Annotated in this window: 23 protein-coding genes; 14 read left to right on the forward strand and 9 right to left on the reverse strand. The window is 40.0% G+C overall.

Going from position 1 to position 25,039, the window contains the following annotated elements:
• Positions 1 to 215 precede the first annotated feature (215 nt).
• Entirely contained in the window at positions 216 to 953 is a 738-nt protein-coding gene (locus BP549_RS05750) for a V4R domain-containing protein (RefSeq protein ID WP_292378935.1), read from the forward strand.
• 152 nt (positions 954 to 1,105) lie between these two features.
• Here BP549_RS05750 and BP549_RS05755 read toward each other — a convergent pair whose 3' ends face one another.
• The 7 genes from BP549_RS05755 to BP549_RS05785 all read right to left on the reverse strand — a co-directional run bounded on the left by BP549_RS05755 (position 1,106) and on the right by BP549_RS05785 (position 8,439).
• Positions 1,106 to 1,801, reverse strand: a complete 696-nt coding sequence (locus BP549_RS05755; protein ID WP_292378937.1) for a DUF2110 family protein — start codon at positions 1,799 to 1,801, stop codon at positions 1,106 to 1,108.
• Positions 1,802 to 1,857: 56 nt separating this feature from the next.
• Positions 1,858 to 2,466 (reverse strand): MarR family winged helix-turn-helix transcriptional regulator, encoded by a 609-nt coding sequence (locus BP549_RS05760; protein WP_292378939.1) that lies wholly within the window; start codon positions 2,464 to 2,466, stop codon positions 1,858 to 1,860.
• A gap of 134 nt (positions 2,467 to 2,600) precedes the next feature.
• A complete protein-coding gene (locus BP549_RS05765) occupies positions 2,601 to 3,767 on the reverse strand; it encodes a tRNA (guanine(10)-N(2))-dimethyltransferase (RefSeq protein WP_292378942.1) in 1,167 nt (388 codons plus the stop codon).
• A gap of 24 nt (positions 3,768 to 3,791) precedes the next feature.
• Entirely contained in the window at positions 3,792 to 4,457 is a 666-nt protein-coding gene (locus tag BP549_RS05770; protein ID WP_292372459.1) for a cell surface lipoprotein, read from the reverse strand.
• Between the two features lie 448 nt (positions 4,458 to 4,905).
• Entirely contained in the window at positions 4,906 to 5,466 is a 561-nt protein-coding gene (locus BP549_RS05775; protein WP_292378945.1) for a hypothetical protein, read from the reverse strand.
• Positions 5,467 to 6,021: 555 nt separating this feature from the next.
• On the reverse strand, positions 6,022 to 7,254 hold the full coding sequence (locus BP549_RS05780) for an MgtC/SapB family protein (RefSeq protein WP_292378947.1): 1,233 nt from the start codon (positions 7,252 to 7,254) through the stop codon (positions 6,022 to 6,024).
• A 525-nt stretch (positions 7,255 to 7,779) separates the two neighbouring features.
• Entirely contained in the window at positions 7,780 to 8,439 is a 660-nt protein-coding gene (locus tag BP549_RS05785) for a metallophosphoesterase (protein ID WP_292378951.1), read from the reverse strand.
• Positions 8,440 to 8,672: 233 nt separating this feature from the next.
• Between BP549_RS05785 and trmY the strand changes: the two genes are divergently transcribed.
• From trmY to BP549_RS05825, 8 genes are all read left to right on the forward strand, one after another.
• A complete protein-coding gene (trmY, locus tag BP549_RS05790; RefSeq protein WP_292378953.1) occupies positions 8,673 to 9,293 on the forward strand; it encodes a tRNA (pseudouridine(54)-N(1))-methyltransferase TrmY in 621 nt (206 codons plus the stop codon).
• Positions 9,294 to 9,632: 339 nt separating this feature from the next.
• Entirely contained in the window at positions 9,633 to 10,928 is a 1,296-nt protein-coding gene (locus BP549_RS05795) for a tRNA pseudouridine(54/55) synthase Pus10 (protein WP_292378955.1), read from the forward strand.
• 148 nt (positions 10,929 to 11,076) lie between these two features.
• The gene (locus BP549_RS05800; RefSeq protein WP_292372453.1) at positions 11,077 to 11,370 is read left to right on the forward strand and encodes a 50S ribosomal protein L21e; all 294 of its coding nucleotides are present in this window, start codon (positions 11,077 to 11,079) and stop codon (positions 11,368 to 11,370) included.
• A 520-nt stretch (positions 11,371 to 11,890) separates the two neighbouring features.
• Positions 11,891 to 12,244 carry an RNA polymerase Rpb4 family protein gene (locus BP549_RS05805; protein ID WP_292372451.1) on the forward strand — a complete coding sequence of 118 codons (354 nt, stop codon included), beginning with the start codon at positions 11,891 to 11,893 and terminating at the stop codon, positions 12,242 to 12,244.
• A gap of 349 nt (positions 12,245 to 12,593) precedes the next feature.
• Positions 12,594 to 13,319 (forward strand): DUF655 domain-containing protein, encoded by a 726-nt coding sequence (locus tag BP549_RS05810; protein WP_292372448.1) that lies wholly within the window; start codon positions 12,594 to 12,596, stop codon positions 13,317 to 13,319.
• 240 nt (positions 13,320 to 13,559) lie between these two features.
• Positions 13,560 to 14,309 carry a 16S rRNA (adenine(1518)-N(6)/adenine(1519)-N(6))-dimethyltransferase RsmA gene (rsmA, locus tag BP549_RS05815; RefSeq protein ID WP_349682341.1) on the forward strand — a complete coding sequence of 250 codons (750 nt, stop codon included), beginning with the start codon at positions 13,560 to 13,562 and terminating at the stop codon, positions 14,307 to 14,309.
• 119 nt (positions 14,310 to 14,428) lie between these two features.
• Positions 14,429 to 15,037, forward strand: a complete 609-nt coding sequence (locus BP549_RS05820; protein ID WP_292378958.1) for a HemK2/MTQ2 family protein methyltransferase — start codon at positions 14,429 to 14,431, stop codon at positions 15,035 to 15,037.
• Positions 15,038 to 15,430: 393 nt separating this feature from the next.
• Complete coding sequence (locus BP549_RS05825) at positions 15,431 to 15,577, forward strand: hypothetical protein (RefSeq protein ID WP_292378960.1); 147 nt, start codon at positions 15,431 to 15,433, stop codon at positions 15,575 to 15,577.
• Positions 15,578 to 15,695: 118 nt separating this feature from the next.
• On the opposite strand, the gene BP549_RS05830 is transcribed toward BP549_RS05825, so the two are convergent.
• Both BP549_RS05830 and BP549_RS15775 read right to left on the reverse strand, forming a co-directional pair.
• Positions 15,696 to 16,253: a hypothetical protein gene (locus tag BP549_RS05830; protein WP_292378962.1), complete on the reverse strand. Its 558-nt coding sequence runs from the start codon at positions 16,251 to 16,253 to the stop codon at positions 15,696 to 15,698.
• Between the two features lie 548 nt (positions 16,254 to 16,801).
• A complete protein-coding gene (locus BP549_RS15775; protein ID WP_349682342.1) occupies positions 16,802 to 17,269 on the reverse strand; it encodes a cytochrome b5 domain-containing protein in 468 nt (155 codons plus the stop codon).
• A gap of 2,266 nt (positions 17,270 to 19,535) precedes the next feature.
• On the opposite strand from BP549_RS15775, the gene BP549_RS15860 reads away from it, so the two are divergent.
• The 5 genes from BP549_RS15860 (at position 19,536) to BP549_RS05855 (ending at position 24,877) form a co-directional block, all read left to right on the forward strand.
• A complete protein-coding gene (locus BP549_RS15860; protein WP_394339066.1) occupies positions 19,536 to 19,676 on the forward strand; it encodes a DUF6064 family protein in 141 nt (46 codons plus the stop codon).
• Positions 19,677 to 19,788: 112 nt separating this feature from the next.
• Complete coding sequence (locus tag BP549_RS15865; RefSeq protein WP_394339064.1) at positions 19,789 to 20,067, forward strand: DUF6064 family protein; 279 nt, start codon at positions 19,789 to 19,791, stop codon at positions 20,065 to 20,067.
• 848 nt (positions 20,068 to 20,915) lie between these two features.
• The gene (locus BP549_RS05845) at positions 20,916 to 23,573 is read left to right on the forward strand and encodes a calcium-transporting P-type ATPase, PMR1-type (RefSeq protein WP_292378966.1); all 2,658 of its coding nucleotides are present in this window, start codon (positions 20,916 to 20,918) and stop codon (positions 23,571 to 23,573) included.
• A 16-nt stretch (positions 23,574 to 23,589) separates the two neighbouring features.
• Positions 23,590 to 24,030 (forward strand): transposase, encoded by a 441-nt coding sequence (locus BP549_RS05850; RefSeq protein ID WP_292378968.1) that lies wholly within the window; start codon positions 23,590 to 23,592, stop codon positions 24,028 to 24,030.
• Positions 24,005 to 24,877 carry an RNA-guided endonuclease InsQ/TnpB family protein gene (locus BP549_RS05855; protein ID WP_292378970.1) on the forward strand — a complete coding sequence of 291 codons (873 nt, stop codon included), beginning with the start codon at positions 24,005 to 24,007 and terminating at the stop codon, positions 24,875 to 24,877. The genes BP549_RS05850 and BP549_RS05855 overlap by 26 nt, the downstream gene beginning before the upstream one ends.
• Positions 24,878 to 25,039 lie beyond the last annotated feature (162 nt).

A 25,039-nucleotide genomic window follows, 5' to 3' on the forward strand; every position in this document is an offset into this window, starting at 1 on the left:
CCTTCTTGAATCAAATATATATCTGCTATATATCTACTCAAACCAAAATTTTATATTCTAAATCAAAATTTTCATTTTCCGTATCAGGTTTCTATCTTTCAGAGTTTACTTGTTAAATAAAATAATATATATGTTTATAATTATATATAATAAGAAATTATTCGTTGCTGTGCGAACGACTTATATATTCTGAATGCAACTTATCTAAAGATATTATGGCAAAACCTGAGAGTAAAACAGAATTTTTTTATAATGAAAAAGGGCTGATAGCAATAGGCAGTCCTGTTAAACTCCAGATCCTTAACTTGCTCAGGGAAGAACCCAAATCATTTGATGAAATCGTAAAATTTACAGCAAAAGCCAAATCAACTATTTCCGTACATCTCAACAACCTCAGGTCATGTGAACTTGTGGAAGAAAGTTTTGACCCAAGAGACCGCCGCCGAAAGATTTATTCTTTTACTTCACGTTACATGGGCTGCTCTCAGGAACCTTTCATTGAGCATTATAGGAGTTTGCTTGAAAAGGCTCCAGCATGTAGAAATGATAGGTTCTGCTTTGCAGAAATCCTTCTCCATGCTCTTTACTTTGGTTTTGAAGCATACGGAATTGACAATGCCCCGGTTGTAAAAACGATAGGAAACGATCTTGGAAGATCTATTTCCCCTATTTTTGAATCCGAGACCTTTGAGGAACTCTTGAAGGAAATCGGGGATTTCCTGGAATTCCAGGGGAAATGTTGTGTTAACTTGCTCGTAGATCTCCCTGGTCTTCAGATTGAAGACGATTTCAAAGCCAGTTCAATGCCTGTCACAGGACAACCCTTCTGTACCTTAAGAGAAGGTATTATTGAGGGAATTCTTAGAGAAAAGCTCAAGAAGGAGTACAGAGTTACAGAGACCGAGTGTTACGGGTCAGGGCACGAACATTGCCTTTTTAAGATAACAATATGAATTCCTTTTTTATACTGATGGTATTACATACGAATATTATTAATAAATCTGGCTTTAAGCTGCGCCCTGTTCTCAAACCAACTGGCTTATAAAATTATATAAAGGTCAGCTCTTTTTCAGGTTTCAGTTTATTTTTACATGAAGCACATCTGTCAGCGAGCATCTCCAATTATGACTCCCATTTCGGATTTAAGGCGAGGTCCTATTGCTGCAACTATTCCAGGGCCATCGGTTTTTTCCTGACACACGATTGCATGTTCCAGCAGTCCAAGTCGTTCGATTTCGTAAATGTCCCTTCCATGGCCTGTTTTTTTAATAGCGCTTTTGATTTCCGAGCGGGTTGCTCCGTTAACAGTTACCCTATCAGTAGCTGCCTTTTTCCAATTCCACCAGATATCAAGCTGTTTTTTGGTGAAACGAGCCTTTACATTCTTATTAGCTTGAATGATCTCTACTTCAACCGGCAAATGTGGTATAAGACCGAATCTCGAAGCAAGCTGCTTTGGCTTTCCGCTGCCCAGAGCTTTCAGCTCCTCGGCTTCAACCCTTACAGGCACCCCGATATTGACAAGAAAAGCGTCCTCTCCGAAAGCCTGGAGAAAACCAATGTACACCTTTCCAGGTTCAGCTTTTTTTGCAGGCGTCCCATATCTGGAGGTCAGCAAATTTGCAGACACTTCCTCATCCTCGCCTTCAAGAGTATATTCGGCCCAGTTTTCAGGAGTAATCGAGATCTCAACTTTTACTTCAAGGTCTTTGAATTCATTCTCAACCAGGGTTTTCAAAAGCCCAGCCATCCTTTCCCGGTTCTTTCCGTAAATATGCTGGAGGGTTATAACTTTTATCATATTCTTCCTACCAATTCTCTCTTCTGCTTTGTTTTTACCGGGAATTGAATAATTCCTCAACTCCTGAGGTAAGCTTCCAGAAGCTCTTCACTTTCTTCCAGGGCTGAGGTAACAGTCTCACTAACTGGGCTTTCTGCCCTTTCGATCTGGTTCTGGAGTCTTTTAATGTCCCTACTGTAGGGACCAAGTTTCCGGGAAATCGTATCTCTGCTATCTCCCTGCTCTATTGCGCCCTTATGGATATTTTCGATTTTACTTCTGAGCTTTTTGATCTTCTCAAGAATTTCGGCACTCAGGGGGTCAAGCTCTTCTGCCTGTTCAGGTTCTATATCTTCCTCATCTCTAGCTTCTGGACCTTTCTCTTGAGACTCATCTTTCTGGGCAATAGGAGGCTCCTCTGAGATTATATCCATGAACTCTTTAAGGGCAGCTTCGACCTCTTTTCCGTACTCCGTAAGTTCAACAAATTTTATCCGCCCCTCAAATGTGAATTTTATAAGTCCGCACTGTTCCATTTTCGCGAGGATCCTTGTTGTATGGGCAAAGGTGGAGTCTATCTCTTTAGAAATAATAGATGCATAGGTCTTTTCCATCGAGCCTATAAACAGTAGTGCACGAGTGGGTTTTTCCTGCAAAAATAACTTTTCTGCATTTTCATCGGACATATTATCACATTGGATTTTTTTAGCGGATTACTTCTGGATCTGAATGAAAGCGCTTTAAGTATTCTTTAATGGTTTATATAATAATACTGCGAGTTTCTAACCTGTAGTTTTATCTCTATTTGTACCAGAGGAATTCATCCTGAAAGCACCCTGATTATCTCTTTTATTTTTGTGATAGGCGCATCGGTTCGGAATGAGGTCCCGCTGAAATGAGTTCTCGACGCTTCAAATCCATGGGCTCTAAGGGCTTCTATTAGGATTTCTATTCCGGTTGCAGAAGCTCCGAGTTCTTTACAGATTACGTGCTGATCATAGAACATCGGGATATCGAGTTCGTCCCTGCAGAAAGTAATTAACTTTTTTGCTTTATCTTTTGTGTTTAAAGGATGCACTTCAAGTTCGGAAAGAACTTCGTCACAGAACGCCTTTTCTCTGAATGGCCCAAGCCACAAAGGGCCTGCAATATGTGTAAAAGCCCCGCAAGCAGGGCATTCTTTATCGATATGTACTGCAAGTCCATATACAGAGCTTCGAAACCCACATTTCGGACAGTAAATGCTGAAGCCCATTGACTTCAGAGTTCTGTCAGTCTGCTTTGTTCCATGAAGAACTTCGAGATAAGTGCGAACATAGTGGCGCGTCACATGGGAAAGTAGGGGTACCATTCCTTTTTCATGCTTTGCAAGCTCTCTGGCACAAGCTCCCAGGAGAACTCGAAGCCCCATTTCACTGTGATATTCCGTGTTAAGAGGTACGGCCGCATATTTCCGTATCCCGGCTTTCAGGTGGGCCCCGCATAAGGGAGCTGTATCCGTTGCCGTAACCGACAGCAGATTCCGAACTGAAGCAGATGCTGCATCTAGGAAGGGCGAAGGAGTGCCAAAAGGGTCAATGTCCACGATATGGAATTTTTGCTCGTGAAGCAGAACATTTGCACTCTTGCGGGTAGCCAGGGTTTGTTCCTCAAGCCCGTTAATTTTGATATTTTCCTTTATAAGTTCAAACGCTTCAGGACTCCAGTCATTCATGGTCGCATGGATCCCGACCTCGCCTGCAATCCGAAGCCCCCTTATCCCTGACGCCGAAAAAGCATCCACATAATGGACTTCTTCCCTGAGAAGCTCTTTTCTCGAAAGAAGCCTTTCCACAAATGCAGCCGTAGCTGCAACATTAATATCGCGGTTAAGCTCCATCTCCGGATTGTAAAAAACCGGAGCTGCCGAGGGAGGGAAGGTTGCGTCCGGAGGCGGTACCGGAACTGAAACCTTGGTTGTGCCTTCGACTATAGTTTGAGATGTCATTTGAAACTGCTATACTTTGGGATCTTATTTTACAGTGATGGTCGTCTGCATTTTCTGATATCCTTTTACACTGAAATTGTAACTTCCGGGCTTATTGAACATGTACTCCATGGTATTTCCATATGCAAGCCTTTGATCCTCGAAAAGGTGCTCCCTGCTGGTCAGGGCAAGAACACTGGATTCCTGATAGTTCCTCCATATAACTGTATCTCCAACATTAATTTCCAGGCTTGAAGGAGTCATAAGATAGTTTTTAAGCCTTACAAGCTGTGACGTCGGTGCGGTACCGTTAGATGGGACGGTTCCAGTCCGTTCCACTTCTCTAGTCCAGGCTTCTGTTTGCTTCATCTCAGGCTCATCTGAAATTCTTATTTCTTTCGGCGTATTCAATTCTACCTGTGTTTCCGTTTCTGCCGGTGTTTCAAGCTCTTCCTGTGGTATCGTTTCTCTTTGTAATTCCGTTTTTTCCGGTGTCCACTTTTCTCCTTCAGTATCGGTCTCTTCTGATGTCGATATTTCCCTCTGCATTCCTAAGGGTGTTTTCACTTCTCTTTGTCTTTGTGAACCTCCTGAACTCCCGCCTGCCCCCCGGTCTGCTTCCTTCTTTTCCTCCTTGTCTTCCGAACTCAGGCAACCTGACATTAATACTGACAGGACTATAAGGAGTGAAATTATTTTGGCTGTTGCCAATCCCCTCCCCTTATTGTTAATCTACATTTTATCCTTCCATTTTAATATAAGTCATTTATAAATAATAATGTTTTCTTAGAACAGTCTTTAAAGTCGGAGTTATTTTTGAAGCACTGGTATGGATTTTGGGTAATAAGTATTGATATGATGATATAACACAGGATTAATTTTAGTGTTACTTCATACACTGTATAGAAAAGAAATTGTAGTTCTTAAGGCATAGAAAATCCTATGCATATTTCCGAAGATGCAAAATAGAGGTATTCTTATCTAGGGAAATCCTTATTTTAAAAATGTGAAAAAATAGATTTGCCAGGAAATTCATCGACTTTTCCTGAAAAATCCATATTTCTTGTATTTAAACCATCTGAGATGATTAAATTAATTAGAGTATCTGAGTAAGCCCGTTCTCTGAATTTTTGACTTCTCAGTTCTCAGAAGTTATTTTTCAGGGTTCAGCCACATTAACTGTGACATTCATTCTGGGCTGGCCGACCACATTGAAGTGATAGTCTCCAGTCTCGTTGAAAGTATATGCGAAAGCGCGCCTGTACATCAGGGTTGTATCTTCAAAGAGATTCTCTTCGCTTGCAAGGGAAAAGTTTCTCTTCGGGTTGTCCTGCATATTTATCCAGGCAACAGACTCTCCTTTCTTTATTTCAAGGCTTGAAGGATTTGCTCTATTATTGATCAATCTTACAGTGTATGGAGCCTCTTTTAGATCAGGACTCGATATTTTCCCTACTGTTTCCTCGGTTTTGTTTTCTTCCGAAGTTATATTTTCTTCAGGTGCTCCGATGTCTCCAGTGGTCACATTTTCTTTCGAGGTTTCTGTTTCTACGCCAGTTAAATTTTCTCCAGGTGTTTCTATAACAGTTGTGTTTTCCACAGGAGTTACGGTTTCCTCAGGGGTTGCATTTTCTTCTGTTGAGGGCTGTTCATCCCCTGTGCATCCTGAGAGTAAAACGGCGCCAAATATAAGAAGCAACACAATTATCTTTGTTTTCATTTTATTCCCCGCATCTTGCGATTGTGAAATTTAAGAAATCAATACATCAAAGTCTCATACAATTTTGAAGCTAATATTCAATTTGAAGCTTAATCTTTTTGATTTTATAGACCTTTATTTACCTTTATTGATTTTGATATAATCTTTATTGACCTTTAGAGGGCCCAGTAACTCTTAATACTGCAGTCTTTCTTTAAGGAAATTTCGAATCTTAGTATTCTTTTTTAAAATGATCCTCATGTATAAGTATGTTTTTCACTTTTTAAGATACTTTCTACCCTATTAGTAAAGCTTTAATAAACTTTTTGATCTTCTTATGTGTTTTTACTTATTATAATTATTTAAAAAATAATTACTCTTTTAAAAATCCCTTAATTTGCTTCCATACTCCTCATCAGTTCAAGCTCAACTTATAAATAATATATACGGGCATACATTTAAATATTAATTACGCTGTTATCGCCTCAATAATAAAATTATGAATATAGTTAAAAGATCTAAATATCAAGCATAAGATATCATACAGTGAAAATAAAAGTCCGTGTCAGACCCTGCTCATATAACATTCCATAAAAGCAGAGAGAGAACCCCAAGAATTGTAACTACTCCGAAAGTGCTCTTTGTAAGAGAGAAAAGGCTGGAAGAGCCGGAGATTTTCGAAAGCAGGATTTTGTTAATCGTGCTGATCAGGCTTGCAAGCACTGCAGTATTCGCTGCGGTTGCATAAGAAATATTTCCACTTACTGCAAGTAAAGTTACCGATACAATTACTCCAGAGCTGCTAACAAAGGCGCCAAGGGCAGTGATGTAAATTCCGGCAGTTCCTGCAACTTTATAGGCAAAGCTTCCGATTATGAGAATAATGGTAAAAGCAAAACCGAATTTAAATGCCTGTCCAAGCGAAAAAGGAGATTGAATTTTGAGTTCTCCTCCACCTATCGGGCAGAATTTTTTATCATTCCTGAGAGCTATTGCTATGGAAGCAAGGATAATCACTGTTTGGGGAGGAAGCATACGCAGAGTTGTCTGGCCAGTTGGGTCAACGATCAGGGCTAATACAAGATTCCTGATGAGCATGGAAATATTACATAACAAGATTCCTGTAAGCACAGGATCGGCCATTTCCTCTGCTCGTTTTGAGAGACCTGCAAGTGCGGCCGTTGTAGCTTCACTGTTCACAAAGCCTCCTACAAACCCCGAATAGCAGATCCCGCGCCTTGTACCGAACATCCTCAGGAGCACATAACTTAAAAAACTGATAAGTGAAACAAGAATTACGATAAGAATTGCAGACCTGAAGTTTATAACTCCGAAAAACTCTCTATCCGGCATCACCGGATAAAGTATAAAAGCCACGGCAAGGAACTGTACGGCATTGTAAAGTTCCTCTTTTGTCAGGTTTCCTGCAAACTGGTGAAGTGGCTGTTTCTGGATCAGAAGAAAAGCTACAACTATTGAAGAGATAATAGCAAACATGCCGTAGTCATAGCCTACAAGGACTCCCATAACAAAAATGAAAAAGAGACTGATAGGGCTGGTAACCCCAATCCGTTTGAAGAGAAATATTTTGGCATAGGTGATTATGCAACAGATTGCTCCGAAAAAGAGCGCGGCCACATAGACAAAACCCTGCCCTGTTGCCGTACTTACAAATGCAGTTAACATACCTGTAATACAGGTTATGCTGTAGGTTCTTACACCGGCGAAAATTTCGTGCTCGATACCTCTATGCTCCCTTTCTATACCTACCATGATCCCTATAAGAAAGGCTGTGGCCAACTTTTTCATGAAATCCAGAAAAACCGGATCGAAACCGAATTCTTCAATGGTGCCCGTAGCTCAACCTCTATAATTTTTCAGTATATAAAGTGCAGAGTCAAGTTATAAGAAATCTCTATTTAAAGTTTCTATTAAACTTATTTAAGTATTATATCTATATCTGTTCATTTGCTTTGGCATCTCCATTTTATCATATGACTTGTGTTCCTCAAACATTTTTCACAACACATGGGCTTTGTTTTTACACCAGTAAAAAGGTGAACAATTGTAAGTAATGTTATTCACTTTCGTAAGGTGAAATAAACGGGGAGACTTAAAATAGAATTAGATATCGAAAAACAAAATTTAATATTAAAGATGTTCCGGGTAATGAATTTAGCCCCTAAAAAGAGAAAAAGGCCAAGATTGTGTTAAGGGCCTGTGTAATATTCTTTCAGACAACTGCTGCACCTAAGAACATTTACTAAACCTAATTGAAGAATAATTAGAAATTTGGTTTTAGCCGTATTGACTCTGTATTTTATACCTTTGATTTTATATCTCTATAAATTCAACCTCAATGGGTTTGTTTTTATTCTTTTCCTCGATAGTTATCAGAGTGCAAGAACCTTTACAGGCTTCGCCTGGATTTACTACTACAGTCTTTCCTACCTGCTCCAGGCCTTTTGCTTCATGGATGTGACCGCAGACAATCAGGTCAACCCTGTCAAGGAATTTCTGGATAGCCTTGCTGCCCACGTGCCCGAAAGGAAGTTCATCCCTTGCACCGTAAGGGGGGGCATGAGTCAGAAGCACTATGGTATCGCAACCATCATTATTTTCGGCAGAGCAAACCATTCCTTCGAGAGCTGTTTCAATTTCTTCTTCGGATAGCTCAAAAGGAGAATTGAAAGGAGTGGGATTTGAGCCGCCCAGTCCTATAAACCTGATATTTCCTATCTGTTCGGCTTTTCCGTGCAGGTTTGTAGCCTTTGAAGCATCAAGAGCTTTTAAGATGCTCCTGTAGTCGCAATTACCCGGGATTGCAAGTACAGGTCTATCAAACATTTCCATCAGTTCTTCGACCTTCTCATCGGGCCCGAAATTGGTAATATCCCCGACAATAACTACAAGGTCAAAATCGCCTGCCTTTTCAATCATTTCCTTTATCTTCGAATAATCCCCATGGGGGTCAGAAATAGCCAGTATTTTCATCCTTATCCTGTCCTGTTATTCATAACTATCAGTAAGGGTTCTATTATTCACGTTTATCTGTAGAAGTATTATTCATAATTATTCGAAAAGTTGCTGTCATATCGAGTTATTTGATAAACCTTTTTAGAAAAAAGGCTTTTTGATAAAACGTTTTTCTAAAAAAGTCTTTGATAAACCTTCTTCTAAAAAGGTTTGCGTACATCTTTTATATTCCTTGCGTAAATATAGTGCCCATGCGCGATATTGTAGTTATAGGGCACAAAGCAAACACGAGCGGCGACTTTACCTTAAATGACCTTCCAGGTTCTGCAGGAAGAATGGATATCCTTTGCCGCTGCGTGAGTTCTGCCCTTTTTCTCTCTTTCGGAATGCGCAGGGATGTAAACGTACACCTGCTTCTTCTGGGAGAACCTGATCCCGGAAAAATCCTCAGATTTGAAGGACTCCACCTGAGATATCTCAACCCGGACGAGCGAAGCAGCGGCTCACTTATCCAGAAAGCACTCCAAAAGGATGCAAGCGAACAAGATATCCGTTCCACTCCAGGCGTCTGGGTTCGCAGGGGAGACCTTGACTCCCTGCTCTCGAAATTTGAGGGACGCACCCTACTCTACCTGAGAGAGGATGGAGAGGATATCAGGGAAATTGCAAGTGACATTAGAGACCCGGTCTTCATCCTGGGAGACCATGTAGGAGTTACCGAAGAAGAGGAAGAACAGATCCTAAAGGCAGGGACGAAAATCATCTCAGTAGGCCCTCTTTCCCTTCACTCAAATCACTGCATAACCCTTATCCACAATGAACTGGATAGGGCTGAAGCGAAAAGAGGGGAAGTGCCAGGAGAAGCTGACTGAGAACGAATTTAAATTAAAACTGATATAATTAATTTAAAGCTGAGTTGCAAAAGGATTGGAATTCAACTCCTGACCTTGTTTCAACACAAAAAGTTATATTCCATTTCTCTGTATGAGGATAGAAACTTATCCGAGTATCTTCCCGGATATTTTTCTTCCATAAATTTATCTCTTCCGCATATTTGCATTTTCGAATTATTGCAGTAAAGCATCTGGATTCAAATACATTGGATTCCAGGTTATTCACTCTTATTCCTTCATTTACTATTATTACTATTATTTGATTACTCATTCCCAGGTATATTTCCCGAACAAAGAGCTTAAAGAAAGTGAAAGAAAATGGATGTACTCGAAATTTCAAAAAATATTTTGCATGAAGGCCCGATATGTGACAACTGTCTGGGCCGTCAGTTTGCAAAATTATCCACAGGCCTGAGCAACAGAGAACGTGGGCAGGCCTTGAAACTCGCCCTTGTCCTGGAAGGGGATCGAATCTACAAAACTGAAAAAGATGATTCCCTTCTTAAAGAGCTTGCTCCTTGCAGTGTGTTTGCAAGGAAGGCTCTCGGAACAGAGGGTGAAGACGAGCAGTGCTGGGTTTGCCTTGACCAGTTTAAAAAACTAGATGAATGGGCCGATGAAGCAGTAAAAGCCCTCGAGGGCCTTGAATATTCTAACTTCCTTGTGGGCACAAAAGTCAGCGGGCTACTAAGTGAAAACGAAGAGATGCTCTGGGCTGAGGCTGGAACTGCATACGCAGAACAGCTCAAGACCGAGCTTAATAGGGAAGTAGGCAAGCGGATAGCCGAAAAAGTCCAGAAAGATGTGGATTTTGAAAACCCTGACATTACAATTACCCTTGACCTTACAAAAAACAAGCTTGAGCTTCAGCTCCGTTCGGTGTATATTCTCGGACGCTATCGCAAATTGATCAGGGGAATTCCTCAGACCCGTTGGCCGTGCAGGAAGTGCAAGGGCAAAGGGTGTGAACGCTGCAATTTCACAGGGAAACAGTACCAGGAATCCGTAGATGAGCTTATAAAAGGGCCCGTAATAGAGGCATTCCAGGCAGTTGACACGGCTTTTCACGGCTCGGGCAGGGAAGATATCGATGCCCTGATGCTAGGAAGCGGCAGGCCTTTTGTGGTGGAAGCTAAATCCCCTGTAAGGCGCAGCACAGACCTTGAAGAGCTTATGCGAAAGATTAATGAGAAAGCTGCCGGAAAAGTCGAGGTAAGAGAGCTTTCTTTCACTGAAAAAGGTATGATTGAGATCCTGAAAAGCTCAAAGGCGGATAAAACTTATAAGCTTAAAGTTACATTTAAAGAGCCTGTTTCGGAGGAAAAGCTTAAATCCAGCCTTGAGGCTTTGAGTGACATAGAGATTTCCCAACAGACTCCAAGGCGTGTAGTTCACAGGCGGGCTGATCTTGTCAGGAAAAGGCATGTGTACAGCATTAAGCTTGACGAACTGACAGACGAAGGTTACGCTTACATAACAGTAAACTGCGAAGGCGGGCTGTATGTAAAAGAACTTATTTCCGGAGATGAGGGCAGGACAAACCCAAGTCTAAGTGGACTTTTAGGTATTCCTGCACTTGTGGAAGATCTTGATGTGGTCAACGTCGATATTTAAACTCAATCTGAATCAGGTCTATTTAATAAGCAAAGTCAGAAAAAAATTACCTGACTGAACGTCTTATTTAAATAATATCCATCTTATCTAGAGGAAAACTGTATATACTATAGAAAAATTAATCGAGCATTCTAAGGAGGAACATGCGATGACAAACTCCCACGGTGAAAAACGCTGCACAAGGTACAAATTACAGAAGACAGTTCGTGAAAGAGGAATTTCCCCTGTAAGCAAGGCAATTCAGGAATTCGAAGAAGGGCAAATGGTCCACATTGACATTGACCCGAGCGTCCAGAAAGGTATGCCCAATCCGAAATTCCAGGGTTCAACCGGAAAGATACTCGGACAGCGCGGTCGCTCATACATTCTTGAAGTCCGCAGCGGAAATGCGATGAAGGAAGTTATTTCCCTCCCTCAGCACCTTAAACCGCAGAAATACTAATTCCTTTCCAGGCAGTTAGGTTTTACAACCTAACCCCCATTTTATCGGAGTTCACAGTATGCAGGCTTTTACCGTAGGCTCAGGCTCCTGCCAGGGGTCTTAGAGGTAACTTGTAAAATAGAGGCCTGTAATTAAGTGAAAGAAACTCAATGCCCCCTGGAAGGATAGAGGGGGATTTAAAGAAACTGCTTTTAAAAATCTGGCATCTTACCCGGTATGGGGATATCTATAATTATATATCGTTTGTCAGACATATACCTGAGCCAGATCAGGAAAATTATTCGGAACAATTTCAGATTATAGAAATAAGATCGAATTTCGTGCGTAACGGCAATCTGGAGAAAGCCTATCTGTGAAAAGGGTGCACAGGTACTGAGGCCATATCAGATTTCCGAATACTGACAGGCAGAAACTTGCTTGTAGCCAGGAACTCCTGGAGAATTGAAGAGTGATCCGAAAAGATTACTCAGCAGGGAATGGCAAATAGTTACAGCTTTTAAGTCAAAAAGAGTGTATTCCAATGATAGTTAAGGAAGTCCTCAGTGAAGAATTATTGACCTTGGCCGAAGTCAGAGAACTACTTACAAAGATCGCTGAAGAGCGCAGAGAAAAGGGGCTTGAAGTCGGATACGGATTCAGAAAAGCGCTGCACCATGCTGAACAGTTCTCAAAGATCAGCGGAGAAAAATCAAGAGAACTGGTTAACAGACTGTTAGAACTCGAAAAGATGAGGCCTGCAATCGCGGTCAGGATCGCAGATATTCTGCCTCAGTCCAGGGACGAAATCCGATCAATCTATGCTAAAGAAAAATATACCCTGAGCAATGAAGAGCTAGATCAAATTCTTGATTACGTGCTGGAAGCTATTGAATAAAACTGAGATGCAAAGGGAATAAGCTAAATAGCAGTTTTCATCTTGTTATTTATAAGGGAAGTATCCGAAACTTAGAGTACTTTAAAGTATCAGGGAGTACCCTGATCTAATTCAAACAGAGGACTCTTTGGTTAGGGAAAATAGTGAGTCCGGGGATGCCGGTTCTAGGGTATTATAGAATTTTACAGAATATAGAATAACAGAAAGAATACCAGGAATTTGTGAATAGTCGACATTCCGATTAACGGGATAGGTTCCGAACCGGATATAAGTACATCGGCATATCAGGATATGTATTCTGAATACAGATTTCCATGGGATTTCAGATTAATTAATAGGATGGGTGTTGATGAGAGTAGAGAAGTCGCAATCAGGTAGACCGTATGCTGGCAGATCAACTGCCGAAAAACCTTCTTATGGTAGCGGCAAGCGGCCGACAGGCAAACCGCAATTCGATAGGCAATCAGAAAGAGCCCCGCGCCCACCCGGAAAGTCCATGGAAAGCTCACAGGAAAGAGAGGAGTATGCATGGGTTCTCGACTACCTTCCCTATGGGAAATCAGTTGGTAACACTGCCGCATACCAGAAGAAACCTCTTGTCCAGGCTGTAGGGGATAAAAAATTTACTCTTATGGAGCTAGTCCCCAAAAGTGGTGTAGTTCCTCAGATCCAGTCAAGAGTTTATATAGGGTCTGGAGACCGGGATGAAATTGATCATGTAAAACAAAGAATAGGTTACTCTGACCTTACGACAGGAGCTAATCTCGAGCTGCCTTTTATCCTCGAAGCCTGTGTCAGGTATCAGGAAGCACGCTTTGTAAAGTTTTTCAACGAAGCTCATTCTATCACTACCCGCCTGCATATGCTTGACCTCCTGCCCGGAATAGGCAAAAAACTCATGTGGTCTATAATAGATGAGCGCAAAAAAGGAGAATTCAAGAGTTTTCAGGATATCAAGGATAGAATACCAAGTCTTCATGATCCAGCCAAAGTTCTTGCCCACAGGATTGAAGACGAACTCAAAGATGATTTTATCAAGTACAGGCTGTTTACAACACCACCGCGCCGACAGTAAGCCGAGTGAGATTAACTCTCTCGGTTCTATTTTTTCCAAAAAGGCTTTCAAGATTAAGTTTTTCAGCTTTTGGTAATCATTTTAGTTCACATTAATTTCGTTTCAGCTCAAAATACTCTATTTACTCAGCAATGTACTCAATTTACTCAGGAGGTTTCAGCTCTGGTTCGTTCTCTTCTTAAAAAATATAATATAAAAGGAGGCACTTTTGATCAGCATTTCCTTATCGATGCAGACTATTTGAACAGAATAGTGACTTCTGCTGATCTCGGGCCCGAGGATGTCGTGCTTGAAATCGGTGCAGGGGTCGGAAACTTGACTGAAAAACTTGCACGGAAGGCAAAAAAAGTAATTGCAATTGAACTTGATCCTAATCTAGTCAGAGTCCTGCATGACCGTTTCGATAAGGTTGAAAATATTGAGATCATTGCTGGCGATGCCCTAAAAGTCGAGTTTCCGGAGTTTGATAAGGTTGTCTCAAACCTTCCTTATTCTATCTCTTCGGAGATAACTTTCAAGCTCCTTCGCCATAAGTTCAAACTTGGCATTCTGATGTACCAATACGAGTTTGCAGCCCGGATGGTTTCCCTGCCTAACTGTAAAGATTACTCACGTCTTACAGTCGATACCTGTTATTTTGCTGACGCCTCTATTTTGATGAAAGTACCAAAAAGTGCTTTCCAGCCGGTACCCGAGGTTGATTCTGCAGTTATCAAACTTGTTCCCCGCCCTTCACCTTTTGAAGTCAAAGACCAGACTTTCTTTATGGATTTTGTGGCCGCCGTCTTCAGTCAGCGACGGAAAAAACTGAGAAATGCAATTCTGAACACAAATTATATGCTCAAAATTCCTAACATTAAAGAAGTAATTTCCCAGCTCCCTGAGGATCTGGTTAACAAACGCGCTGAAAACCTTACTCCCGAAGAGCTTGCAAAGGTTGCAAATCAGCTAATTGATTTAAAGAAGTCAATTATTGAAAACGAATTTTAAAAGAACAATAAAGAAATGAATAGTAAAAATAAGAATAGTAAAATTAAGAATTATAAAAAACTAAGAATTATAATAACTAAGGACAATAAAAAACTAAGAACACCAAAGAACTCGAAATTATGGTTGAAATAGAATACAGAAAAGCTCGGATAAAGCTAGGGAATATAGATCTAGTCTATGAGCCTGCAGAAGATTCTTTTCTACTTGCCGATGCTGCCCTTAAAGAAGCAAAGGCAGGCATGCGCATCCTTGAAATCGGAACCGGATCTGGTTTTGTATCGACTGTACTCCTTGAAAACCTGAAAGATATTCGTTTGGTAGCTACGGAAATTAACCCCAATGCCGCTACCTGTGCGAAAACAAATGGTGTTGAGGTTATCCGTACCGACCTTTTTAAAGGACTCAAATCCAGAGATCCTGAAACTCATTTTGATCTTATTCTCTTTAATCCACCCTATCTTCCCACATCAGAGGAAGAAAAAGTTCCTGGATGGCTGAATTACGCTTTTGACGGTGGAATCAGTGGGAGAGAGACCCTGGATCGGTTTCTTGACGAAGTAAAGGATTATCTCAAGCCAAGAGGAGAAGTTCTTGTGCTTATCTCTTCCATTACCGGGCTGGAAGCCGTTAAGGAGAAAATGGAGAAGCTGGGGTTTACAGTTGATGTTATAGCGAGGAAAAAGGTTTCTTTTGAAGAATTAATGGTTGTTAGAGGAAAAATTTTGTGAACGAGTCTATCTTGAAACTAATATTCCGATATCATATGGAATAACTGAGTTCAAAGAAACATCTCCATGAGTTCAAAACTTAGAATATGAAACTACAGAGTAAATCTTAAAAATAGTAAAATAGTAGTAAAAATTGTTCAAAATTTTGGAATTCAGAAGCAGTAAATGCTAAAGTAACTCTCCTTATTCCATGCAGGTGGTTATACCTTCAATTCATTGAAAATACTTGAAAGGAGGAATAATACCAGCGTCGCTTAAACCAGAAGCAAAGCAGTGTAACTTTTTGAAGAGAAACTAATAACAGTTAGATAATCTCGTATCAAGTTAGGTCTTTTTTATGAATCTCAATCTGCTAGAGAGTGAGCGATTAATACCAAAAAGATTACTAGAATCATGATGACGGTCACATCTATCAGGGCAGTTGACCACAGCCCAATATCGTATGACCTCAAGATTTTTCTTAGGTTCTTCGAGCTCAACAGAAGTCCCGAAGAGAGCACAAATAATATCACTGCTATCACGCTCACTGATATCCAATGATGGCCCGTAAGTGCAGTCAACGATTGTCTGAAATCCTTTGATATATCATGAGTAATGATAATGCAGCCGGTTAAAAATATGGTAATTACGGCTGACACGATGGAAGTCGATGATTCCTTCATTTTAAGGTCTCCATCCCTGTCTGTCCAGCATTGGATATGATTGCTCCCATCAGGAACATGAACAGTACCATAAAAAGTGCTAGGCAGGCAATCATCATTAAGGCGTGCCTGGACTTAGCATCATCCTGAAAAGTATTTCTGTCAAGGCTGGACAGGGTAATGGATAGAGCAAAAGCGATTATGGGCAGAAAGACAAAGATGTGCTCTTTTGCCTCCATTATAACCTCGTGCGCCCAGGGATGCGGTCCTGCCAAGATTACAGGTCTTACCTGAGAACCATAGGCTGTTAAGTAATTGTAACCTCCTACAATCCAGCATCCTGCGGTTATCAGGAATGCAGAAAGATAGCTTGCTAACTTAGCCCTAGCAAGTGACTTATATGTCGGATACCGCATCTCCAGAATGATCCAGACCAGAACAAGGGCAGCCAGACCTCCAGATATCGAATGCAGGAGAACCAGGCTTTTTGTCACGCCAGTTACGCCATTATGCAGACCCCAACCAGCATCGATGACTAAGATTGGCGCCAGAGCGTATCCAATTATTCTGTGCAATCCCCTATATTTTGCTCGATTCTTAAAAATCAGGCTTGGAATATCCTGAAGAGTCACAACGAGAAGTATAAACAGCCCCAGCTTTCCGTGAACAGATGATAGTAGGGATTCTCCGTGTTGCAACCTCATCCACAAACCATAAATAAACGATCCCAAGACAAAGGATCCAAAGTAAATGCCAGACTTTCTATGAAGTTTAAAGATATTTCCTGATTTTCTCTTTAGCCTTCCCTTGAGCATAGCCCCAGTTGTGATAGCATAGCCCATAAGTAACAGGCTGATGATAGCTATCAGAGCATGGCCTATCCAGTTTTCGTACGCCAGAGCAATGCCACCAATAATCAAAAGTAAAGCTAGACCTATGTATATATCCGATATCGCTGATCTTCGATTTGATTCCTCAGAGATTTGGGCTCCCCCCTTGTCCCTATCAAATGCAAAAAACACTATGAAAAACATAGCTACTTTCCGTATGAATTCTTATTAAATACTCATGATGTAAAGTTGAAGTGTGATATCTATTTTGTATCATGCCTAATATTTCGAGCTTATTTTCTCAAAGTTCCAAAAAAAGGAAAACCCTTTATGATTTCAGGTCTTTGTGGTTTTTTCAAAGTTCCAACAACAGGAAAACCCTTTATTATGCCAGGCCCGTGTGCTGACTTATTCAATTCTTCAGTGAGATCCTTCCCTGCAGTGTGTCCCTTATGTATGCCACCTTTCCAAAGATCACTATTAGACACGTCATAGACTTTACCTTGATAGGCAACGTATGTCGTCCCATTTTTACCGTTATACTCTGCAAGTTCTTTAAGTGTATATTCTTTTGTTTTCGGTATCTCTGTCACATTCTGAATTTCAATTGCAGTCTGTCTTTCAGTTGCCTCTTCTCCAGCCGGAGTTACAGCCTGTTTTGGAGTTCCTGTTTCATTTGGAGTTACCGGTTTATTTCCCATACATCCTATTGCTAGGAATAGGCCTAACAACACTATCATTATAATCAGTGCTTTTCTCATTATTTCCCCCATAAAAATATAAGTTGCTTTATAATTTAGATTTTGCCGTTTTTCTTAAAACGACTTCTTCTCAAATATTAAATAAAAAAGATTGTTTTGCAAAAATTTAGTTAACAGAGTTTAAATATAATTGGAAATAATTTCCTGGGGTATACCCAAAAGTCAATGGACAACAAAGAGTTTATCAGCGCAAAAGAAGCAATTTTGAGAGCCGACATCTCCCCTTGTAGTCGATCTCTTTTTCCTTCTCTTCTTGTATTATCCGCTCAATAAGCTCAAAAGCCCTCTTTGAACTTAAATAGTAGTACTTTAGAATTGACAGATTAACGAAGGCAATCGTAAATTCCCTGCGGGTAGGTCAAAAACTTCAGTTTCCATGTTATTTTGATTATTCAGTGATCTTCATCCAGGAACACATCCTTCTCAATACTAAGTCTCAGATGCTCGTTGGTAGAAATCCTACACTTATGTAGACCAGATACCAGCTTGCCTTCATGACTTGATAATTTGATTATCATAAAATCTATGTGTTTTAGCTTCTTTTGAGCCAATTCCTATATGGCAAATTGCAGGAAATTCTTGGGCATACGCAGGTCTTTTAATGCAAACTATGTGTAAATTTATTAAAGAGCTTATCCCGAAACTCAAAATCTGGGTTTTGAATCTCGTATTTTAGAACAGTCAATCGAATATACGATCATGGAAAATGATCGTGAGAACTCCTGATGATTAGGGATAAAATAGGCGCTTTGGAGAGGCTCAAATTTAGTATTTTTATAAAATATAAAGCTTTATAAAATGCTGTAGTGATAATAATTTGCAGAATTTAACTAAATAAATAACTAAATAAAAGCGGTTTCTGATAATTATAGAATTCTTAATTATATTTCTATGGTATTTATATTTTGTGACGAATATAGTCGGTGTGAGCAATTGTGAAAACACTCTCAGGCATGTAAATCATCAGCATATAATATGTAAATAGACATCCCTATATGTAAATGATTTACCAATAATATTTGCTAATGAGGAACGAATCGAAAGACATTCAATAAAGAAAACTATATTCCTAAAACATATTCCTAAAACTATATTCACAATTGCATCTAATTAAGTAAAAATATGGAGGGTTACAAATGTGGCATAGCTACTGCAGATATGATAGATATAGGCACTGCTGGTGGTGCACAGGTAATTGCCGCGGTGGTAGATACTAATAAATCTTAGAAATTTTTAGAGCCCAAATTGAAACTATTAGGATTTACACAATTGAAAGTACAAAATATTGAAGGTTTAATGCTATCAATTTATTAATTTAACTGCGTAAGTCCTATCTATATAAAAGGATACACACATTAATTTTGCCTATATGTTTCCTACCTTTTTTTGCGTTGAATATATGGTTGTTGGCAGTAGACTGTATTCCGATTGTCTATAGAATTGTTGAGTTTAGGAAAGCATACCCGATCCAAACTCTAAAAGTAATTTTATTGTTAACCATCCTGCAGGTAGAAGGTAGGCTGAACCAACAGGTACTCTAAAAGAACAATATACAAAAGATTATATCTCTCAAAGCTAGACTAATTCTATGGCCGTGTGTAAAATCTAAAATTATAAACGTAACAAGGATAAGCAGTTCATATAATTTACAATCAAAAGATTGTACCTATACTAATCATTTTAAAAAATTGAAGAAAACCTGGAAGATTTTTTTGCTCCTGTTACCTATCCCCCGATAAAGCAACCCAAAGAATCTTCATTCAGTATGTTCTTTAGATTAGGACATCTTCCAGGCAATTCTTTATTCACATACCCTACCAGTCAGTCACTTTCCCCTTTATTTTGACCCATCCGTTTTTTTCTTATTGGTCTGCCCATTGATTTTGATTCGTTCGTTTTGGTCTTATTCTCTAACTCTCGTGGAGTTACAATCTATAATTATTCCTAAACTTATTTAAAATAAATTATATCAAAAATTGGTTCTGAACAAATAATATCTTCGTATAAAATGTTTTTTTAATGAACAACATTTAAATATTTATTATTTTATTATTAAATGACTTATTCTAAAGATATAAGGTTACACTTATTCATAAAAACCAAAGCGTATTAAAAGCAATATTTTACCATAAAATTGCTGCTATTCCTTTGATTTGGAGATCGCTTTTCAAACAAATAACTAATATAAAAGTCAAAAATAGCTATCTTTTTAGATTATGCTGCTATTATTCAATTATCCAGCTGTTCTCCTAAAATTACTTTTATAATTGCTTTATTTGAGCAATTATTGAGAACTCTATCTATCAAGATCTGGTTATGGATGGGCATTGTTTATCACTGGTCATTTTTTGCATCCATTAACCCTGTTGCGCATATTTTTGGCGTTCTTTTTGTACTAAGGGATTAATATTCTTATTTGAAGGAATTGTTAGAAACAATCTTGCATTTTCATTTGGAAAAGACTGGTATTCTGCTGTTGGTATAGTGCTAATGCTCTTGGTCCTATTGTATACCCAATTATGGGGCAGTTCCTGGGCCATAATTACCCCAACACTTCGATTTTTTGTTTACCATGCCCGATAACTATCTTCACAATCGGTGCCTTTTTGCTGGCTAATAGACCTCCAAAGTATGTAGCTGTAATCCCTCTGTTATGGTCAGTTATAGGTTTTTCGGCCTCAATATCCTTAGGTGTAGAAGAAGATGTCTCTTTACTCATAGCTGGTCTGATTGGAATGGGTGCTATCATCATCAAACGTGTGAAGGTAACTCAGAAAACAGGCCAGATAAGCCAATAATTTTGGAGGAAATTCTGCATTTTTCTGACCTGCCCTCTAACATTTTCTGACTTATTGCTCTCTGATAGCTTCTAACTTGTCTTCCTGCGTGAATTAACTGGATCAGAGATAATAGTATCAGGCGGGATTTTCTGGCTCAACTTATTTAATTAATTCACCCTTATATACTGAATACTAGATGTCCGCCGACTTTTACCTGTATATTAAAAAACCAAAAGAGGTTCTGGATACTTGAGTCTTTACTCAAGCCTGTATGCTGATTAACAATTCGATTTTTATTCATCTGCTATTATGAAAGTTGATTCTGAACTCATTTATTCCATAACCTATAGGAATATAGGTTTTATGACCGATAACCTAATATTCAACGTAAAAAATTGTAAGAAACGCATAGGCAGAATTTACAGATCTTTTGATACATTGTCGAATAGACCTAATAATCAGTATCTTTGAAGTGCAGATTTATAAATAGTCCATCATTATTAAGTTGTTAATATTTCCTAATGGAACTTCCAGCCTAACAGTTTCTTATTTTTCATTTACTCAAGCAGTGTGTTCTATCATTACTGAAGTCCGGAATAAAAAATTGAAAACAAAACCGAGTGTATTGTTGGAAACATTAACCAATTAAAAAGGACAGCTAAAGTATCCTTGTTACTAAACCCAGAATCAAAGATATCTTTGAGGCTTTTCTAAGGAATATAACTTATCATTTTTAATTTTTTTGTATCCCAAGTTCTATATTCTATTAATATTAATTACCACCTCGAATATTATATTTAGAACTGGCAAGTTATGGACGCTTTTAAACTCAAAGCGCTTGTCTGATTTACTGGAGATAAAACTGGATGTATTATGATGAAGCCGCAGATGCGGTTCTAAAAACCCTGAACACGTCCGAAAGCGGGCTAAGCTCGGCAGAAGCGGAAAAACGGCTTGAAAAATACGGAAAAAACGAACTTCAAGAAGGAGAAAAGACTTCGGTTATAAAACTTTTTCTTTCCCAGTTCAAGAGTTTCCTTATTATAATTTTGATTGCTGCAGCACTGGTTTCCGCTTTCCTTGGAGAGCTTGTCGATGCTTTTGTGATCATGTTTACTGTGATCCTTGCCGGCGTGCTCGGTTTTGTTCAGGAGTACAGGGCAGAAGAGTCGATCAAACTTTTGAAATCATTGACCAGCCCCGAAGCCCTAATTATAAGGGACGGAAAAGAAGTAAAAGTTCTTTCTTCCCTACTTGTTCCGGGCGATGTTTTGATTTTGCAAGCAGGAGACCGGATTCCTGCGGATGCAAGATTGCTTGAGGCTCTCTCTCTGAAAGTAGACGAATCCTCCCTTACCGGAGAATCCGTTCCTGTAGAAAAGAGCACAAATATTTTTCCTCCCGAAACCCCACAGCCTGACAGGAAAAACATGGTTTATACCGGAACCTCAGTCACTTACGGCAGGGGAAAGGCCGTTATTACGGCAACAGGTATGAGTACTGCTTTTGGGAAGCTGGCCGGGCTTCTGGGAGAAATCGAAAGGGAGAGAACCCCCCTTCAGGAGAAACTTGATCAGTTCGGGCGCTGGCTCGGGACTGCAACCCTTATAGTTGTGGCTTTTGTGGCTATACTTGGGATCTTCCAAGGCTTCGATCCTTTCGAAATGTTCCTATGGGGAGTTGCCCTTGCTGTTGCTGCAATTCCGGAAGCTCTCCCGGCAGTTGTGACAGTCGGGCTTGCTCTCGGAGTCCGAAGAATGGTAAAAAGGCATGCCCTTGTAAGAAAACTGCCATCAGTCGAAACGCTTGGCTCCACCAACATTATCTGTACCGACAAGACCGGGACGCTTACACAGAACAAGATGATTGTTGAGAAGGTGTACGCAAACGGAACTCTCTTTACTGTTACAGGTGAAGGATACAAGCCCACAGGAGATTTCTTCAAGGGAGACAGTCCCGTTTCTAAGGATGTACACCTTCACAGGCTGCTGGTTACAGGAGCCCTTTGTAACGATGCAGGGCTGGCTGAGGAAGAAGGTAAATGGGATATTATAGGCGACCCTACCGAAGGAGCTCTCGTAGTCGCCGCAGCTAAAGGAGGTCTCTGGAAAAACGCACTTGAGGAGAAACACGAGCGTAAAGGGGAAGTTCCCTTCTCTTCCGAAAGGAAAATGATGACTACTCTGCATACATCTGAAGATGGACTGTATGCGCACTCAAAAGGAGCTCCTGAGGTTATCCTTGCCTCCTGTACGAAAATTCTCCTTGAAGGACGTGAGGAAGAGTTAACCCCGGAAAGGAAACAGGAAATCCTGAATGTCGTAAACGACCTGGCAAACCAAACCCTCAGGGTTATGGGGTTTGCCTACCGTAAGGTTCCGGAAGACATCCTGCCTGAAGAAGCTGAGAAAGAGATGGTTTTCTCAGGGCTTACAGGTATGCGCGATCCTCCAAGAGAGGAGGTAAAGGTTGCAATTGCTACCTGTACCAGCGCAGGAGTTCGAACCATAATGATTACAGGCGACCACAAGACCACGGCTTTTGCGATCGCAAGGGAACTTGGGATTTACCGGGAAGGAGACCTTGTTCTTACAGGCACCGAACTTGAAGCCCTTAGCGACAGAGAATTTGAAGAGATCGTGGAGAAAGTCTCGGTCTATGCAAGGGTTTATCCCGAGCATAAGCTGAGGGTGGTTGAAGCTCTCAAGAAAAAAGGCTATATCGTTGCAATGACCGGAGACGGAGTAAACGATGCTCCTGCCTTAAAAGCCGCAGATATGGGCATTGCGATGGGTATTACAGGCACGGATGTCAGCAAGGAAGCGTCAAGCATGATCCTGACCGACGATAACTTTGCGTCCATCGTGTCAGCCGTTGAAGAGGGCCGGAATATCCTGAAAAACATTAAAAACTTTATTGCCTATGGTCTTACCTGTCATATAGGTCTGGTTCTCATCGTCCTTGTTGGAGTGCTTGCCTGGCAGACCCTGCCTGTTATTGCAGTCCAGATTCTCTGGATTAACCTTATTACGGACGGTCTGCCTCCAATGGCGCTTTCTCTGGAAGCTCCTGACAGAGGACTTATGAAGCAGAAACCAACTAAGGCAACAGAAGGGCTGGTTTCCAAGAGAATGCTTATAGCAAGCCTTGGACTAGGACTTTTGATTGCAATCCAGTCTCTCTGGGTCCTTCACGAGTCTCTCAACAACGGGGTGCCCCTTCCAAAAATCCAGACTATGATCTTTACCCTGGTGGTTATTTCCCTGATGTTCAACGCCTTTAACTGGCGTTCGGAGAGGTATTCGGTCTTCTCTTTGGGAATCTTTACCAACAAATCCCTTATTTATGCCGTATTGAGCACAGTAATCCTGCAGCTTGCTGCAATTTACTTGCCTATTATGCAGATCGCTTTCCAGACTGTTCCCCTCTCGCTTTCCGACTGGGCAATGATAATTCCACTGGCTTCGACTACACTTATAGTCATGGAGTTTGTTAAGTATCTGGAATGGAGAACGCACAGGTAAAGTAAGGAAATAGGGTTTGCTTTTAAGCATACCCTTTTCTATTTTTCATTATAAATTTTCAGAAATTGAAGGCTTTTTAGGAGCAATAAGGGTTAATCCCCGCCTTTTCAAAGGTGTGATACAGCCCGTCAACTTTCAACATAGTAACTTTTATTTAGGTAAAAATGCGTATATATTCGTTATGCCTAAAGTTAATCATTATAGAATCTACCCAACAAAATCTCAAGTGACAAAGTTAAATGAAACTTTGGAATTGTGTAGATGGGTCTATAATGAAACTTTGGCACTCAGAAAAAATGCTTGGGAAACGGAACAAAAGAGAATCAGCTATTATGATTCTAAGAAAATGATTCCTATCTGGAAAAAAGATAAACTAGAACTGAAAAATGTTCATTCTCACACTCTTCAAGATGTAACTATGCGTGTTGATCTTGCTTTTCAAGCTTTTTTTCCGTAGAGTAAAAGCAGGGGAAAAACCAGGATATCCAAGATTCAAAGGTAAAGGTTGGTATGACAGTATTACTTACCTGCAATCAGGGTTTTCCTTAAACAGTAATATATTGGGTCTCTCCAAAATTGGAGATATAAAAATCAAGTTACATAGACCATTTGAAGGAAACATTAAACGTTTAACTGTAAAAAGAACTTCAACCGGAAAATGGTTTGTATCAATTCTTACTGATTTTGATTATTATACCCCTCTTAAACATTCTGATAAATCAGTAGGTATTGATGTAGGTATTCTTTCATTTGCTACCTTATCAAACGGAACTTATATTCCAAATCCTCGATTCTACATTCAAGAAGAAAAAGCTCTGGCTAAAGCTAATAGAAGATTTTCAAAGACAGAAATGGGTACTCTTGAAAGAAAGAAATGCCTTAAAACATTATGTAGAGTCCATGAAAGAATCGCTAACAAAAGAGAAAATTTTACTCAAAAACTCAGTAAAAATCTTGTAGATCATTACGGCATAATCTGTTTTGAAGATCTTAACATTAAGAACATGTCAAGAAATCACAATCTTGCTAAACATATCCTTGATGCTGCTTGGAGTAAACTCGTAACTTATACTTCCTACAAAGCTGAAAATGCTGGTAGAAAAGTAGTTCTTGTTGATCCTAAGAATACATCAAAGATGTGTTCAAATTGTGGAATGTTGGTAGAAAAAGACCTGTCAGAAAGAACTCATAATTGCCCTTTCTGTGGCTTATCTATTGACCGTGACCTTAATGCTTCTATTAATATTCTCAGATTGGGACTACAATCTGGCCGTAAAACCGGAAGATGCCCCTCACTTCAGTGAGGGGAGTAGTCACATTTGTTTTAACTTACAGATACTTGCTCGTTTGATCACAAACGCTCGCTCGTTTGATCCGCGTTGATTTTTCTGGATTTGATGGCTGAATCATTTTGGTTCCTGATTATAAAGCCGGAGTAACTGAACCTTAAACTTGAAAGCCTGACT

The sequence above is a fragment of the Methanosarcina sp. UBA289 genome, from assembly GCA_002496565.1.
Taxonomy (GTDB): Archaea; Halobacteriota; Methanosarcinia; order Methanosarcinales; family Methanosarcinaceae; genus Methanosarcina.